The 15,725-nt window shown below is 58.1% G+C and carries 6 protein-coding genes and 1 pseudogene; 4 read left to right on the top strand and 3 right to left on the bottom strand.

Going from position 1 to position 15,725, the window contains the following annotated elements; translation table 11 throughout:
* Window position 1 precedes the first annotated feature (1 nt).
* The 4 genes and pseudogenes from IPP35_06470 to IPP35_06455 all read left to right on the top strand — a co-directional run bounded on the left by IPP35_06470 (window position 2) and on the right by IPP35_06455 (window position 10,982).
* Window positions 2–1,407, top strand: a pseudogene (locus IPP35_06470) (amidophosphoribosyltransferase).
* Entirely contained in the window at window positions 1,404–2,696 is a 1,293-nt protein-coding gene (gene purD / locus IPP35_06465) for a phosphoribosylamine--glycine ligase (protein MBL0058740.1), read from the top strand. Before IPP35_06470 ends, purD begins: the two are co-directional and overlap by 4 nt.
* Window positions 2,697–2,805: 109 nt before the next feature.
* Window positions 2,806–9,057 (top strand): NUDIX domain-containing protein, encoded by a 6,252-nt coding sequence (locus IPP35_06460; protein MBL0058739.1) that lies wholly within the window; start codon window positions 2,806–2,808, stop codon window positions 9,055–9,057.
* A 128-nt stretch (window positions 9,058–9,185) separates the two neighbouring features.
* Window positions 9,186–10,982, top strand: a complete 1,797-nt coding sequence (locus tag IPP35_06455; protein ID MBL0058738.1) for a phosphodiester glycosidase family protein — start codon at window positions 9,186–9,188, stop codon at window positions 10,980–10,982.
* Between the two features lie 167 nt (window positions 10,983–11,149).
* Here the strand turns inward: IPP35_06455 and IPP35_06450 are convergent, their stop codons facing one another.
* From IPP35_06450 to IPP35_06440, 3 genes are read right to left on the bottom strand one after another with little or no spacing between them, the layout of a single operon-like run.
* Complete coding sequence (locus tag IPP35_06450) at window positions 11,150–12,181, bottom strand: class II aldolase/adducin family protein (GenBank protein MBL0058737.1); 1,032 nt, start codon at window positions 12,179–12,181, stop codon at window positions 11,150–11,152.
* On the bottom strand, window positions 12,174–13,124 hold the full coding sequence (locus IPP35_06445; protein MBL0058736.1) for a DUF1722 domain-containing protein: 951 nt from the start codon (window positions 13,122–13,124) through the stop codon (window positions 12,174–12,176). Before IPP35_06445 ends, IPP35_06450 begins: the two co-directional genes overlap by 8 nt.
* A 2-nt stretch (window positions 13,125–13,126) precedes the next feature.
* The gene (locus tag IPP35_06440) at window positions 13,127–15,706 is read right to left on the bottom strand and encodes a cation-translocating P-type ATPase (protein MBL0058735.1); all 2,580 of its coding nucleotides are present in this window, start codon (window positions 15,704–15,706) and stop codon (window positions 13,127–13,129) included.
* Window positions 15,707–15,725 lie beyond the last annotated feature (19 nt).

Raw genomic sequence — 15,725 nt, 5'->3', positions numbered from 1 at the left:
TATGAAACCGGTTTTTATTCAGCGTGACCCCTTGGATGTCATGCACGAAGAGTGCGGGGTTTTTGGGATTTACAACAACAGGGAAGCGGCGCGGCTCACCTATCTTGGGCTTCAGCAGTTGCAACACCGGGGCCAGGAGTCCGCGGGAATCGTGAGTTCCGATGGAAAACGGTTTTTCACCCACGTGTCCATGGGGCTTGTGGCGGATGTGTTCCACCAGGCCGCCTTGGACAAACTGAAAGGGCGCATGGCCATCGGGCACGTTCGTTACGCCACGGCGGGCGCCTCCTCGCTATTGAACGCCCAGCCCATTGTGGTGATGACCGCCCGGGGCCCCCTGGCCATCGGGCACAACGGGAACCTCACGAATGCCTTAACGCTTCGGAAAAAATTGGAGGCCCAGGGATCGATTTTCCAGACCTCTTCGGACACGGAGGTCGTGCTCCATCTGATCGCCAAATCCCCGGCCCGGGACTTGGTGAACGCCATGAAAGACGCTTTCGGACAGGTCACCGGCGCCTACTCCATCGTCCTCCAAACGCCCAAAATGATTTTCGCCGTGCGGGACCCCTAGGGCGTGCAGCCCCTGCACATCGGGCGGCTGAACGGGTCCCACGTGGTGGCTTCCGAAACCTGCGCTTTCGATATCGTGAACGCCAAGCTGACCCGCGAGGTCCGCCCGGGAGAAATTATTGCCATCGATCAGCGCGGGGTGCGGACCGTGGCGCAAATGGCCGCCCCACCCAGGCCCATTGCGTTTTCGAATATGTCTATTTCGCCCGGCCCGACAGCCACATCTTTGGAAAAAGCGTTTACGAGGTGCGGCGGGAGCTTGGCCGCCAGCTGGCCCGGGAAGCTCCGGCCAAGGCGGATATTGTGGTCGCCGTGCCGGACTCGGCTTCCGTCGCGGCCATGGGCTATGCGGAGGAGGCGGGACTTCCCTTGGAAATGGGGCTCATCCGGAGCCACTACAAGGGACGGACCTTCATCGAGCCGAAACAGTCCATCCGCGATTTCGGGGCGCGAATGAAATACGCCGCCGTGGTGGAAGCGTTGAAAGGAAAGCGGGTCGTTTTGGTGGACGATTCCATCGTGCGGGGGACGACGAGCCGCAAGCTGATCCGAATGTTGAAGCGGGCCGGAGCGAAAGAAATTCACATGCGCATCAGTTCGCCCCCGATCATGGGATCTTGTTTTTACGGCATCGATACCCCGGAGCCGCGCGAGTTGATCGCCACCCGATTGTCCGTCGATGGCATACGGAAGTATTTGAACACCGACAGCCTGAAATACCTCAGTTTGGATGGGATGCTACGGGCCGCCGGGAAAAAACCGGGGGATTTTTGTTCGGCCTGTTTCACCGCCCGTTACCCCATCCCCATGGCGGACGCCGAGAGGGTCCCATGAACGTTTTGGTGATCGGGTCTGGGGGCCGGGAACACGCCATCGTGTGGGCGCTTCACCGAAGTCCCACCGTGCGCCAGGTTTTTTGCGCGCCGGGGAACGCGGGCATTGCCGGCCTGGCCGAGTGTTCGGACCTGAACGTGCGGGACGGCCGCGCGCTTCTGCAATTCATCGAGGCGAAAGCGGTGGGCTTGACCGTGATCGGTCCGGAAGGCCCCCTCGTGGAGGGATTGGCCGACGACCTTCGCGCCGCCGGGCATCCGGTGTTCGGCCCCGGGCGGGCCGCTGCGCAACTGGAAGGAAGCAAAACGTTCGCGAAGGAATTCATGTCGCGTCACGGAATTCCGACAGCGGGGTTTCGGTCGTTTCACACCCCGGCCGAGGCGCTGGGGTTCGTTCAATCGGAAAAGTGGCCGGAGTCCTACCGCGTGGTGAAGGCGGACGGGTTGGCGGCGGGGAAAGGCGTCCTGGTCTGCCGCTCCCGCGAGGAAGTTCAGGCGGCGGTGGAACGTCTCATGATCGAGCGGGCCTTCGGCCCGGCTGGGGACCGGATCGTCATTGAGGAGGCCATGGTCGGCGAGGAACTGAGTGTCATGGTTTTGACGGACGGGGAGACGTTCCTCCCCTTGCCCACCACCCAGGACCATAAGCGCGTGTTCGACAAAGATGAAGGACCCAACACCGGGGGAATGGGGGCCTATGGCCCCGTGCCCCAGGTGTCCAAAGGGCTTTGGGCAAGGATTGAGAAAGAGATTTTGGTCCGTTTCAGCGACGGTCTGCGACGGGAGGGCTTGGACTACCGCGGCGTCATCTACATCGGGATCATGTTGACCCCGGAGGGGCCCAAAGTGCTGGAGTTTAATGTGCGGTTCGGGGATCCCGAAACCCAGGTCCTACTCCCGCTGGTGAGTTCGGACTGGGCGAAACTATTTTTGGCAACGGCCGAGGGCCGACTCAAAGACGTCTCGCTCCGCTTAAAGAAAGGATCCGCTGTAACCGTGGTCATGGCCTCGGGCGGATATCCCGGTCCCTACGAGAAGGGGAAGTTCATCACCGGCCTGGACCTGGCCTCCAAGGAACCGAACGTCCTTGTTTTCCATTCCGGAACGGAACGGTCCAGCTCCGAGCCCTTCAAGACGGCGGGGGGCCGCGTTTTAGCCGTCACGGGGTTCGGGGAAACCCTTCCCGCCGCCCGCGACCGCGTCTACAGCGCCGTCAAGAAAATACAATTCGACGGGGTTCATTACCGAACCGACATCGCCGCCCGGGGTATTAACGCCGTTCCTTTGTAATATTCTCTCCATCGCTCGACCTGGCCCCTTGGCCCCATGGCAAGGGGTCTTCTAGCGGGCCCGTGTGTTACAAATCCGTTACAACTTCGCAAGGCGATCTTTCGGGTTCATGGCCTATACTATGGTCGTGAAAAGCGCTCTACGACATTTCATTAAGTGCCTTTCAATGGTTCTGTCCTTGTCCGTTTTTGGCACCCAGTGTCTTTGGGCCTACCAAGCGGAAGGCGGTTTCTGGGCGGATCGACGGAGGGCCACGCGGCGGCCATCCTCCCCGCTTTACGCCTCGCTTCCCGATGGATCCGCGTCTTCGGGGTTCCTCCTTCCAACCCCTCCGGAAATAATCTTGCAAAGCGGCGGTTTCACGCTCCCTTCTTCCATTGTTCGGACCTTCCCCAGGAAATTGTTGAAAGATAACGAAGCCCTATTAAAAGCCCTCTCTCCCGCCTATGGGACGGTCCGAAAGATATCCCTGCCTCCCCATCTCACCGCCCATGGGCCCGTGGTGATCCATATTCAGGATGTCCATATGAACGCCGAGGCCCAATGGAACATTCGGGAATCGGTGAGGGCCTTGATCGGGACGGGCCGGGTGAACCTGGTGGCTCTTGAAGGATCCACCGAAGATCTCCCGCTTCAACCGTTTGCCTCCTACCCTCGACCGGATTCCATTGAAAAAACGGCAAATCAATTGTTCAAAGAAAATAAAATATCCGGTCCCGTCCACGCCGCTCTGACCTCTCGCGCCATCCTTCCCCGGTTCCTGGGAATCGACGATCCCGCCCACTACCGGGCCAATGTGAAGGCTTACGTTGATTCCAGGCCGTTCGTTGACCAATGCCGCCGAGATCAAAACGCCCGCCAAACCGAATTGGAAGATCGGAAAAAAGCGGTTTTCTCTCCCGCCTTGCGGGCGTTTGATCAACAGGTCCAGGACTATCGGTCCGGAAGGAGCTCCTTGGGCGACTATGTCCAAATCCTCCTGGCCCGTTCGCCTCGGGAACCCCAAACAACGACGACGGCTCATTTCGCGGAGGCTCTCAGAATCGAGCGAACATTGAATTTTTCCCAGGTCGAATCGGAACGAAGTCAAATGATCGAAAACTTGGCCCAACGGCTTTCGCCGGAAGAGCGACAGAACCTCATGGTCCAGAGCGTGGCCTACCGCTGCGGCCAAATAGGCTATGCCGATTTTTATGAGTCATTGAAGGAAATATGCGGCCGGAAAGGAATTTTTTTATCCGATTACCCAACCATGGACGCCTATGTTCGTTACGTGCTCCTGGCCGATGGGATCAACGCCGAAAGGCTCCTGGGAGAAATCGATGGGTTAGAAAAAAAGATCTACAACGGGCTCGCCCGAAGTCAGGAAGAAAAGAACTTGATTGTCGGTTCACGACAGGCTTGGCTTACGGGGAAGCTGATCGAACTGTCGCTCACGCCAACGGAATGGAAAGAATACCAGGGGTCCACCAACGTCCGAAGCGCCGGCCGCCGCTCTTTTGAGTCCTTTTACCAAGAGGCCCAGGCGCGGGACGGGGCCATGGCCGAAAATCTTATGAACGCTCTCCCCCCGCCGGGGGAAGGCTCGGTGGCGGTCTTAGTGACGGGAGGCTACCATGCCGAAGGGGTGGCCGAACAACTGACCCGCCAGGGCGTGACCGTGGTGTCTTATGTCCCGAAAATCGAGAAGGCAGACGCCGTTCAGGGGTCCGCCTATCTGAGCGTTTTTACACAGGAGAAAGCGCCGCTGGAAAAGATTTTCTCAGGGGAAAAACTTTTTCTAGCCCAAAATCCCTTTTCGGAACCCGTTCGACTCCGGTTGGGGTTTTGGGCCTGGGCCCGGGAACTTTGGTTGGGGAAAGGGCGGGTTTCCGGACAGGTTCAGGCGGAATTGGAGAGGTTAAGAGCCAACCCGACTGTCGCCACCGATCACTTGGTTTACCGGAAGGGGAAACTATTCCTTCGACTCGACGGAAAGGAGGTGGCCGTCTTCGGAGAACGGGGAGAGTTCTTGTTCGATTTCGAAAGGACGTTGTCCGTCCCTCCCGCGATACCACTCTCGGCCCGCTGGCGGGCGATTGTCTTGGAATTTCCCCATTTTCTCGCGACGCGGTGGGCTCGGGGAATGACCCGGTTCGTCTTTCGGGACCATGCCCGAGGGAACACCGACCTCCGCATTCTCTCTCTCCGGTTAATGGGAATGCAACGAATCGCTCAGGCCTCCGACATCGGGTTTGGGGTTGGCGTCGTTCTTTCCCTCACCTTATCCTGGTGGTTCCTTCCCGTGACCCTGTTTGGAACTTATGCCCTCGCGCATTATTTACACCTCATTCTTGTTCCTGAGGCCCCCGCCACGTCAGATGTCTTTTCGCCAGGGGGGCCCCCCGTTCCGGAGATCCGACCAGGGATGGCACACGCGCTTCCCAGCGAGGTTTTGGATGTTCCCTTCGAGTCGACCCAAAAACTATCGGGTGGGGCAAAACAAATAAGGGATTTCAACCACCTGCTTCTAAAAACCATGAAACAACGGGACGAAAGGAGGAAGGACGGCCACTTTCAGGAAAGATACGAAATCTCAAGGGCCGCCCTCTTTAAGCAGGCCATTTCAATCAGCCCCCGGCTCGCCGAAACCTACAAGGGGAGGGAAGCGGATTCCGTTGAGAACGGGGACGACTGGGACGTCTTCCTGGGACGAGTTTTTCGGTTCATTTACATTCCCTCTGGGTGGTGTGCCCGGGAGGTGGGGAAAACTAAATTGGTTCCCACGATCAACCAAGATCGGTGGCGTCGCGTGGATTATTTCGGCTTTACGGTGTGGGTGGGGGAAGGTTCCAGCGACGCGTCCGTGCAAAATAAGACCGCATTCCCTTCCTTCATCGGCGCCCCCGGTTTTGTGATGATCGACCCCGCGGGCATACAAGCCTATACCCGAATGATTTGGACCCTTTTGATGGAGAAAGGCAAAACAGGTTTACTCCTTTCCTGGCAATCTCTTTTCAAGCGGGCCGTTGACACTGTTCATGCTTTTTCGGACGCCTACATGGAGGAACTTATTCGGGAACTGTTGGTGAGGGAAAAACAACGGATCTACTCCGCCGTGATTTTAGGCAAAGCCCTGGAAAACACCACCTCTCGGGACGTCCTCGGGGTATTGGGGTCGCCTCAATGGGCATGGAGGGAAGAGTGTTCTTTGCTGGTGAAGGAGTTTAACCTCTCTTTTATGGACGAAACTGAAAAAGAAGAATTGATCGTCAAAGGCGCTTGGGACGCGGCGGCAGGGCTGGAAACCCTGGCTGAATTGTTGCGGTTCCTGGGAAATAACGCAAAGAAGGGGGGCCCTCTCCATGAGGATGAGAAAAAACAATGGTTCGCCCACGCCATCGTCACTTCCGTTTTGTTTGGGTCGATGCAAATGGTGAAATTGTCCCGGGGGGAAGACCCTGAGTCGGTGCTAGGCCAAACCTATTTGTTGAATTTGATCGGACGGCACGTCCACATCCAGACCGCCTATGCGGATGGGTCCTTGCGGGAAGATGGGTTGGTTGAATTAACCGACCAATTGATCAGCGGGGACCTGAGCGATTACCGAACCTTGCTTCGAGTTTTAGAAGAGATTCGGGATTCGATCATTATTTCACCTGAGGATCGATTCTTCCGGGTCTATGGAAAGGCTCCCACCCCGCAGGAGTTGGATGTCCTCTACTCCAACTTTACCCTGGCTACCCCTTCGAAAATACAACCCAAGAACGACCCTGGAAAAAGGAAGGTGGTGTCGGGTGGGAGGAGGATCAGCACCGCGCTCCAGTCTCTTTTGGTTCGACTGACTGATACCGCGAAATCCATAAGGAGCTCGCCTGTTCCCCCGGAGGTGTCCGCTTTTAACGAGAAGGTTCTTCGATTGGCCGCCGATTTGGAGGATTTATGCACGGGGTCGGATCCCGGCGGGAATTTCGCGAATTTAACGTCCCAGTTATTGGACCTGCGCAAAATACTCCAAGATAAGAAGATAAAAGGAAACAAAGATTCAGTGGATTTGATGTCGTTGGCGGAAGAGGTTCGGCGGGAAGCCGCGGCGGCCATCTTCAGAAACCGGCTGGACGAACTGCAACGGCAAATCAACCCCGCGCAGGTGATGGCGGCCATTCGCGGTTTTCTCGAATTGGGGAGCCAGGGAGTTCTCCTGGACGCTCTTCCGGCGGAAGCCGAATTCGAACTCGATGATTCTTTGGCGGGAGCCCGCGGTCTTTTGATGACCCAAAAACCTTTCCCTGTCAAATTCGTTTTGGAGAACACGGACCTATTCGGGCTTGAACCGGTCGAAGTCGATGTTCTCAACCGCTTCGCTGATTCAGGGACGGATGGCGGTCGGCGCCTTTTGGTTTCCCCAGCGGTGATCCGAAATCTTGAGGATAAACTGGGGAGGAGTTTCCCCCTAGCCCTTAAAGGGGAACCCGTTCAAATCGCGGAGCCTTTACCTCTCAACATCTGTATTTCACCCCAGGTGACCAAAGTCCAGTGGGACGCTCTTGGTTCCAGAAGCGTCGAGTCCATTCGCCGGTTCGTGGACGGAATTCAAAACGGTCTCCTCCCGGGTTCCTGGGCCGAGTTTAAGAGGCATTTCCCAAGAATTTACCGTGGGCGAATAGGGGACTCTCGAATTTACGTTCGTTACATTCCAAAAACAACCATGGGCGGGGAATCCGTGCTCGCGCTTCTGTCTCTCGGGCCCAAGTCGAATTTCACCACCGAGAGGTCGGGAACCTTGGACAGGCACTCCCGGGAATGGTTGGCCCATTTTGTCGGTGCCGATTCTTATGACCAAGAAGCCTACGTTCGTTTCGAGCCCTTGGTTCATTCGGTGGACGGGACCTACTCCTTTCCAAAAAAATCGGCCCCAGCCTCTTTGGCTTATTGGGTGGCGCGATGGCGGGGCGTGGAAGAGATGGTGGCGCGGCGACTGGGAATGGCGAGCTTGGCTGTGGAAATTCCCTTATTGCTGGGATTGAAATGGGCGGCAGAAAATCCCTCGAACACCGATGGCAGTCTATTTTCCTTGTTGGGATACGATCCTCTTTGGGGGGTTGTCTTTGCCATCGGTTTAACCGTTTTCGCCGGGGCGCATTTTATTTTGATGAAACAAGTGGCGGTGCTTCGTCACGAACTTCCCCCGACTCCAGGACAAAAACTTGGACTGCTCGGCGTCTTTCTTCTCTATTTCGTGCCTGGCGTCGCGGGTTCAGTTTTGGGGCCCGTTGTTCATGGAATGATGGATTTTTATCAACTGGTGGTCGATCGGACCCCTCCGGTTCGGAAATCTTTTTCCGGCCCTGAAGTCACTGGAAAAGGGTATGAGATTAAGCTGTTGGATAAATGTCCCACCGGGGTCGCGGGGGAGGTTTCGGTTCGGGTCCTCGTGAAGTGGGACGGAAAATATCTTTTATTGGAAAACCGGAGCGGCGGGTGGGAGGGCCCGGGGGGGAGCGCCGAGGGGGACGAAACGCGCATCGCGGCTCTGAGAAGGGAATTGTTCCAAGAGCTGGGGCCGGACTGGAAGGATCTGGGCCAAGCCACTTTCCTCACGGAAGGGGAGGAACACCCGCTTTTTGTTCACCGCATCCAAAAACCCAATGGAGAGATCCAATATCGGTCGGTACAGGTGGCGATTATTGACCTTGGTTCTGTGAAGGAGCCTGATATAAACCTGAATTTTGAATCGATAGGGTTTCGGTGGGTCCCCTACGCCCAGGCGCTCAAAGAAGTGGGGGGATACACCCTGGCCACTCGACTTGCCCTATTGACCGAGATCCTTCAGCGGGAGTATGGAATTGTGCACGTCATTTCCATGAGCCCTTTGGCGGGGGACGAGCCCTCTCTCCTCATAAAAACTCGAGAAGGAAATCAATATGTTTTGCGAAACGGGGGCGCCGACATGGCGCAGGCCCTATTTCATGCGGAGGTTCAGAACCATCTTTATTCTCACCACATTCCTGTGCGGGAAATAATGCCCCTCCTTCGTCCCAAGTCAAATTATCAGGATTTTGTTCTTACGCTCGGTGGGCAACCGATGGTTTTGGAACGTTATTCGGAAAAGGAGAGCGTGTTAAAAAGGAAGAGGTTCAGGAGGAGCACTTTTATGCCCTGGGTGCTCTGGCGGCCCAAATACAAATGGCCCTCAGGGATTTTAAGAAGAGGCAGCGGTTCGGGTCCTCTCCACTCGTTGATGACCTGGAAAACCCGTCAATCATCGTGGGTCTCCAATTTTGGAATGTGCGATTTGAACGAACGGAAAAGGGGGACATGGCCGTGGTTGATCTCTGCCCATTGGATCATCCCCGCCAAAGAAATCGTTGCGAAGAATTGACAAACATTGGGTTCGGAACGGGTCAGAAAGAGATGTGGGAAGCCCTTTTGAAAGGGTTTAACCAACACTCTTTGATCCCATTAAACGCCACTGAACTTCGTTTCATTTGGGAAGCATTTTCGATAGAGATGAAAAAACGAACAGTATTAACGGGACAAGTCTTCCCTCCCCGCCTCTTCCCCCTGGCCAGCGGGGCACTCCTGGGGATAACCATCGCGAACAACGCTTTTAATCCAGAGGGGGAGGGGCGTTTGGATTTTGATCGTTTGGCGAATCATTTGCTAAGGGATGGACAGGTTGTTCCGTGGGATGAATCCAACGACACGATTAACGCCCTTTGGGAGAATTCGCAAAAAATGGCCCGGGACGCCGGAGTGACTTCCAACTCGGGAGCCATTGGTTTGCCGACAGGGAACGTGGGCATGAATACGGGGTACCTCGCTTTTCAAGAGGGGATCGTCTACCGCAACCGAAGGGAATCCGGTTGGGAGGGGCCCCGCCCCTGGTTGGTGACAGACCAAAAGGGCCGAACAGGATTCGCGATGTTGAGGTTCCGAAAAGAAGAGGATGGGAAATGGGAGCCGTCCTATGAAGAACAAAATTTAAGGGGGTCGATCGTCTCTGCTTTTCGCGGGCCGACTCTGGTGAGGGACGGGCAAGTGCAGGTGGATCCCCTGGAATGGGACGATTTGCGCCATGTTTTTCGGTTGCCCGTGTTTCGTGATCTTGACGGTTTTCCGGGAGGGATGTTGACCTGGGCTTTTGCCGATGGGGTGGGAGAACTGACCAAGGATGCCCGTCTTCGGCAGGCGGCTTTTCGAGGCGAGCCCATCACGCTTTCCCTGGCTTCGTTGGATGATCAGAAGATTTCCTCCCAACGGCGCGAAACCGTTTTCGCCTCCTGGGGGTATTCAATAAAATCCGAGCTCGCGAACGTAAAAACCCCAGGAGATTATTTCGTCGATCCCGCGACAAACAAAGTCACGATTCGTTTGCTCCCAGGGATTCATCCCCACACGGCGGTGGGCCAAAAAAAAGATGGGACCATCGCCGTTGTTTTCGTGCCAGGAGCAACCAATTATCAGGGTGCCTCTTTAGCGAATTTGGCCGAGCAGTTAGTGCGACAAGGATTTGTCTACGCCATGGTGGTGGCCAATGGGAAAGACACTGTCCTGTTTCAGGGTGAAACGGAACAGCGCGTTGAAAATGCGAGAGATCAGACTTCCGTTTTGCTCAGCTTCATACCGCGATCTCCCGGAGAAATAGATTCCTCCCGCTCAGGCGCGGTGCTTGCCCATCTTCCGGTTTTGACAGAGGCGGAAAAAAAGATCGTCCAAGATATTTTGAAAAACCTTGGGGATCGGCCGATTCCGTTGGGTGTGGATGGAGGCCGGAGATGGGTGGGGCAAACGGCCGAGCGATATGCCCGTGGTCCCTCGGGGTTATCGGTCGACCCGGCCGCGCCACCGGTTTTATTGGGGATGGACCCAACGTTGCTAATTTCAGACGCGGACAGCTTGACGAAAGAGGGCTTGGAAAATCTTCGGGAGTGGATGAGCAAGGATCGCCATGTGTTCCTGTTGACCGATCGGGAATTGAGCGGGGTCCCCCCAGATCGACTTCTTAAGATTCCCTCCGCTTTTGGGGAAAGGGAGGCGAAAAATCAGCTCGCTCGCCCCGTCTCTTTGGCCGCCGCTCGACGTTCGGGCGTGCTCAATCGGTGGGGCTTTCAACAGCCATTCCATTTGGTCCAAACGCCGAGCCTTCTATTGGATGCCTCCGACTTGAGTCAGACGGACCCACTGAGACAAGCGGCCGACAATCCCCTGGTCATTTTGCTCGAAACGATGCGGGCCTTCCCCGCCGGTCCCACCCACTGGAAAGGCGTCCTAAAACTCCTCCAGGCCATCGCCGAATCCGCGTAGGCGCAGACCTCCTCAACGCCCCGTATCCGCAAACAATGTTTTAAGGAAAACGAAAAACGGGTGAAGGTGGATATTCTTCGGGCGAAGGTTTGAGGAAGAAAAGGCCGTTCTCCCGTGGTCGAATTCCCCGATCCAAATGGGGGATTCGGACAAGGAGAAATCTGGGTTCAATAGCCTTCTGTCGGGCGCTCGAGCAGGAGAAGTTTTATGGCGCGGACGGCGTCCGGGGGGAGGGGGCGGAACCAGCCTGCTTGGCGGGAGATGGTGGAAACAAGGGCGTGGGCGTAAAAGACTTGGGCGTGGCCTTCGATGTCGCGGGGGGATGCGGCGAGGATGTGCGCGGTGCGGTCATCGGCTTGGACGAAATCGGGCGGGGCGTCCGACCAGAGATCGAAATGGCCCGCAAAGTCGGTGAGCGCCGGGGTGGTGTCGAATTCCCATGCCGGCCCCTGAGGCAAGCGAACTTGGTACCAGGTTTGCCCTTGGGGCCTTGGCGATCGTTGCGGCGCCAAGGGTTCGATGGCGGGCGGCGGGTATCGGTCAAGGCCGAAACGTTTCCGGATCGGTCCTTCAAAAGCGTCCACCGCGGCCAGGATATTTTTATCCGAATGACTTCCCCAGGCGACCCCGTGGTTTTGGAGAATCCATAGGCTCAGGGTTTTTCCGGAGCGAGAGGCCGACAGGTGTTTCGCCGTTTTCGCGCAGAGGTCGTGGCCTGGAATGGCTGGGGGAATCCAATGGAATTCCAGGTCTTCTCCCAAGAGGCTGAAAGCCAAACGCCGCGCTTCATCCTCCGGCATGAGGCCCAAGAGTTGGCCTGCGATGCTATGCACATGGGCCACCCAGGGATTTGGTAAAAGAGCGTGAAGACCGGCTTCCAGGGAAATTTTGGGACCGCGAGTGACGGTGGAGGACGCCAGCAAGGTTTGGTAGGCTCTGGACTTCGCTTCAACGTCCTCTTCTTTATCAAGAGTCGGAACGCCGTTTCGGATTTTTTGGTAATCCGCCAAAACCCATCCTTTCTCTGCCGTCACCTCGCCCAACCGAAGGCCCGAAGCTTTCACCAAAAAATGCTGGTCGTCCAGTTTGACCGACGTGTTGCCGCCGCTGGCCTGCGTCAGCAACAGGTCCTGGCCCAATGTCCGGCTGAGCTCCGCCCAGGCGGCCGCTTCGGGGGGTGCCTCGGATATCTCAGACATGGTTGCGAAGCATCATTTCTTTGGGATGGGGGTAGAGGTAGGTTTGGCCTTCCAGATAGGCGATGCCTTTGGTGCGGACAAGGCTTCTTAATAGGACGATGGGCGCGACCAGGGGGACCAGCTCGCGTTGGAAATCCTCAATGACGGATCGGAGCTCTCGCCGTTCTTCCGGCGTGGCTTTGTCGCGAAAATAACCGGCCGCGTGGCTGAGGACGTTCACATGGCGGCGCGTGGTGGCGCGGTGGCCCAGAGCTTCCATGAACCGGGTTTGATAGCGTTGGGCAAATTCCGCCCGCGGGACCCCTTTCGCGGTTGCCACGAGGCGGCCGAGTTCTTGATATCCCACAGGTTCATGGGCCATCAGGAGGAGTTTCTCCGCCGTATGAAAACGCACGAGGTCGCCGCCCGTCCAGCCTTCCCTGAAGAATTGGGCCAAACGGTGGTAAGCGAACACCCGTTCAATGAAATTTTCCCGCAGGCGGGGATCGTTCAACCGCCCTTCCTCTTCTACCGGCAGGGTGGGCCAACGGGCCATTAAAATCCCAGCGAAAAGGCCGACCCCGTCTTTCGTCGGCTGTTTTCCCGGTTGGCGAAGCTTCACGCGCTCCATCCCGCAACTGGGAGAATCTTTCTTTAAGATATACCCGGAGAGATTTTCTTTCTCCAAGGCGGCGAGTCGAATCGCCGCCCAGCGGGTCATGGGCTCGGTGGAGTCTTGCCCCGTTTTGGGGTTCACCAAGCGAACCTCCCCGTTGATCTTGGCCAAGTGAATGGAGTCCCGGGGGGTCCCCAAGCCGATCTCCATTTCGGGGCAGACGGGGACAAACTCCACGAATCGCGCCAAGAGGTCCGACACGAAGTCGTCCCGTTTATGGCCGCCGTCGTAACGCACTTTTTGGCCCAGCAGGCAGGAGGAGACGCCGATCCGAACCGGCGCCGTCATTTTCATCGACGGGCTCTCCACCATTTCAACGCTTCAAACCAAACCACGCTGGCGGTGCCGGCCAAGAGGCAGAGAGCGATATCGACGGGGTGAAGTTTGGAAAAATGGAACATGGTCCGAAGGAAGGGGACCCACAGAACGAGGGCCAAAAATCCCGCGGACCCAAAGGTAACCCACCACAGCGCCGCGTTCTGAGAGCCCAGGGTCCCCAGAGCCGTTCGCGCCCAGGATCGGTTGGCGAAGATGAGCCCGACGTTGGCCACGATGAGGGCCGTGAAGGTGATGGCCCGGGCGTCGTTGTCGGGTTGGCCCCGGTGGAGCGCTATGGCGTAGAGCGCCAGCACCACGGCCATGACGACGACGCCTTGCAGGAGGCAATTTTTCCACAGGTCCCGGCCGAACAGGGGTTCCTGCGGGTTCCGCGGCGGACGGGACATCACGTCCGCCTCTTCTTCTTCGGCCTCGAACACCACGGAACCCGCCGGGTCAATGATCAAGTGAAGGAACGCGATGTGGACCGGCAGGAGGATCAGGGGCGGCCACTTGAGCGCGACCGGCACCAGCGTCAACCCCGCGATGGGGATGTGGACGGCCAGGATATAGGCCATCCCTTTTTTTAAGTTGTCGAACACCCGCCGACCCAGGCGAACCCCGGCGACCAAGGAGGAAAAATCATCGTCTAAAAGCACCAGGTCCGCCGCTTCCCGCGCCACGTCGGTCCCCCGCTCCCCCATGGCGATCCCGATGTGGGCGGCTTTGAGGGCCGGGGCGTCGTTCACCCCGTCGCCGGTCATGACCACCACTTCTCCGTTGGCCTTGAGGGCTTGGACCAGCCGCAGTTTTTGTTCAGGCACCACCCGGGCGAAGACATGGACCTTCCGCACCAAGGACAGGAGGTCCTGTTCGGAAAGGCGTTCGAGTTCAGGCCCGGTCACGGCGTCATCCGCCTGGGCGATCCCGATGGCGCGAGCCACGCTGATGGCCGTGCCCGGATGATCGCCCGTGATCATGACCACGCGGAGGCCGGCCCGCTGGGCGTCCGCCACGGCGGCCGGAACGCCCGGCCGCACCGGGTCCAAAAACCCCAGCAGGCCCACGAAACGGAAGTCGAAATCGTGTTGGTGGGTGGGGCGGGTATCGGCCGGGGGTTCGGCCACGGCCACGCCCAAAACCCTCAACCCTTCGGCCGACAGAGAGTCGAGGACCGTCGTTAGCCGTTGCCGTTCGGGTTCCGGCAAATGGCACAGGTCAAAGACGGCTTCCGGGGCGCCCTTCGCGGCCGCGAAAGCGCGGGGGCTTTCCGGAGAGAACCAAAGATTGGACATGGCCTGGAGCCCCCGGGACAGCGGGTATTCGTGTACGCGGGTCCATCCCAGGCAGGACCGGGCGGGCATTCCGATGGCGGAGCGGTGGACTCGCTCAACCGCTTGTTCCATGGGGTCCACCGGATTGGGTTGGCTGGCCAACAGTCCAAAATCAATGAGGGGGTGGAAAGCCGCCGGCAGGGGGTCCGCTCCCAGGCGGTGCGTCTGTTGCTCACAAAACACCGTTTGAAGCACCATACGGTTTTGGGTGAGGGTGCCGGTTTTGTCCACACAGAGGACTGTGGCGGCGCCGAGGGTTTCCACGGCCGCCATGCGGCGGGTGAGCACGCGCTTCTTGGAAAGGCGCCAAGCCCCGAGGGAAAGAAAGATGACGAGAACCATGGGGAATTCGTTGGGAAGGATCGCCATGGCCAGGGTGAGGCCCGCCAGAAGGCCGCCCAGCCAGTCGCCGCGCGTGAGGCCGTAGGTCACGATCACCGCCGCGCAAAGCGCCAGGGCTCCGATGGCCAGCCGCCCCACGAGCGAATGGGTTTCCTTTTGCAGGGGGGTCGATTCCGGCGAAATGGATTTTAAGGCGGCGCCGATCTTTCCCACCTCGGTGCGAACGCCCGTGGCGGTGACGCGGGCCACCCCCTGGCCTTGAACCACCAACGTGCTGGCGAAAACGAAAGGCAGGTCTTCTCCCCCCGGCCGGGCCCCGGTCGGGGGCGTGTGCCCCGTCCCCATTTTTTCCAAGGGGGAGGGCGTGGACACCTGTTCGTCCGCGGGGAGTTTGCGCACGGGAACCGATTCTCCCGTGAGCAGGGACTCGTCCACCGCCAGGTGGCTGGCGGTCACCACGCGGGCGTCCGCCGGAACCCGATCTCCCTCCGAAAGGATCAGGAGGTCTCCTTCGACGACTTCCCGGCCGGCGATGCGGCGTTGCACGCCGTCTCTGACCACCAGGGCGCGCGGGCTGGAAAGATCTCTCAGGGCGGAGAGGGCCCGTTCGGTTTTCCAATCCTGTGTGATGGTGATCGCCATGATCAGGAAAACAAACCCCAAGAGGATCAGGGCCTCCTGCCGGTCGCCCAAAAACCAATAGAGCAGACCGCAGGCAAGAAGGAGCAAGAACATGGGTTCCCGAAGGACCTCGAAGGCCAGATGCCAAAAGGAGCGCCCGCTTGTGCCGCGCAGTTCGTTGGCGCCGAACCGTTGGAGGCGGCGGGCGGCTTCCTCTGAGCTGAGGCCAGGAGCGGGGAGAGCGATAGCGTCCATGGTGGGGAGAAGAAGTTTA

The sequence above is a fragment of the Elusimicrobiota bacterium genome (genome assembly GCA_016721625.1).
GTDB lineage: Bacteria > Elusimicrobiota > Elusimicrobia > FEN-1173 > FEN-1173 > JADKHR01.
The sequence above is the reverse complement of the archived record's forward strand: the minus strand, read 5'-3'. Positions and strand labels throughout refer to the sequence as shown.

Coding starts and splice junctions, on each gene's coding strand:
- purD (MBL0058740.1), top strand. CDS start 1,404: ATGAACGTTTTGGTGATCGGGTCTGGGGGCCGGGAACACGCCATCGTG.
- IPP35_06460 (MBL0058739.1), top strand. CDS start 2,806: ATGGCCTATACTATGGTCGTGAAAAGCGCTCTACGACATTTCATTAAG.
- IPP35_06445 (MBL0058736.1), bottom strand. CDS start 13,124: ATGACGGCGCCGGTTCGGATCGGCGTCTCCTCCTGCCTGCTGGGCCAA.
- IPP35_06455 (MBL0058738.1), top strand. CDS start 9,186: ATGAAAAAACGAACAGTATTAACGGGACAAGTCTTCCCTCCCCGCCTC.
- IPP35_06450 (MBL0058737.1), bottom strand. CDS start 12,181: ATGTCTGAGATATCCGAGGCACCCCCCGAAGCGGCCGCCTGGGCGGAG.
- IPP35_06440 (MBL0058735.1), bottom strand. CDS start 15,706: ATGGACGCTATCGCTCTCCCCGCTCCTGGCCTCAGCTCAGAGGAAGCC.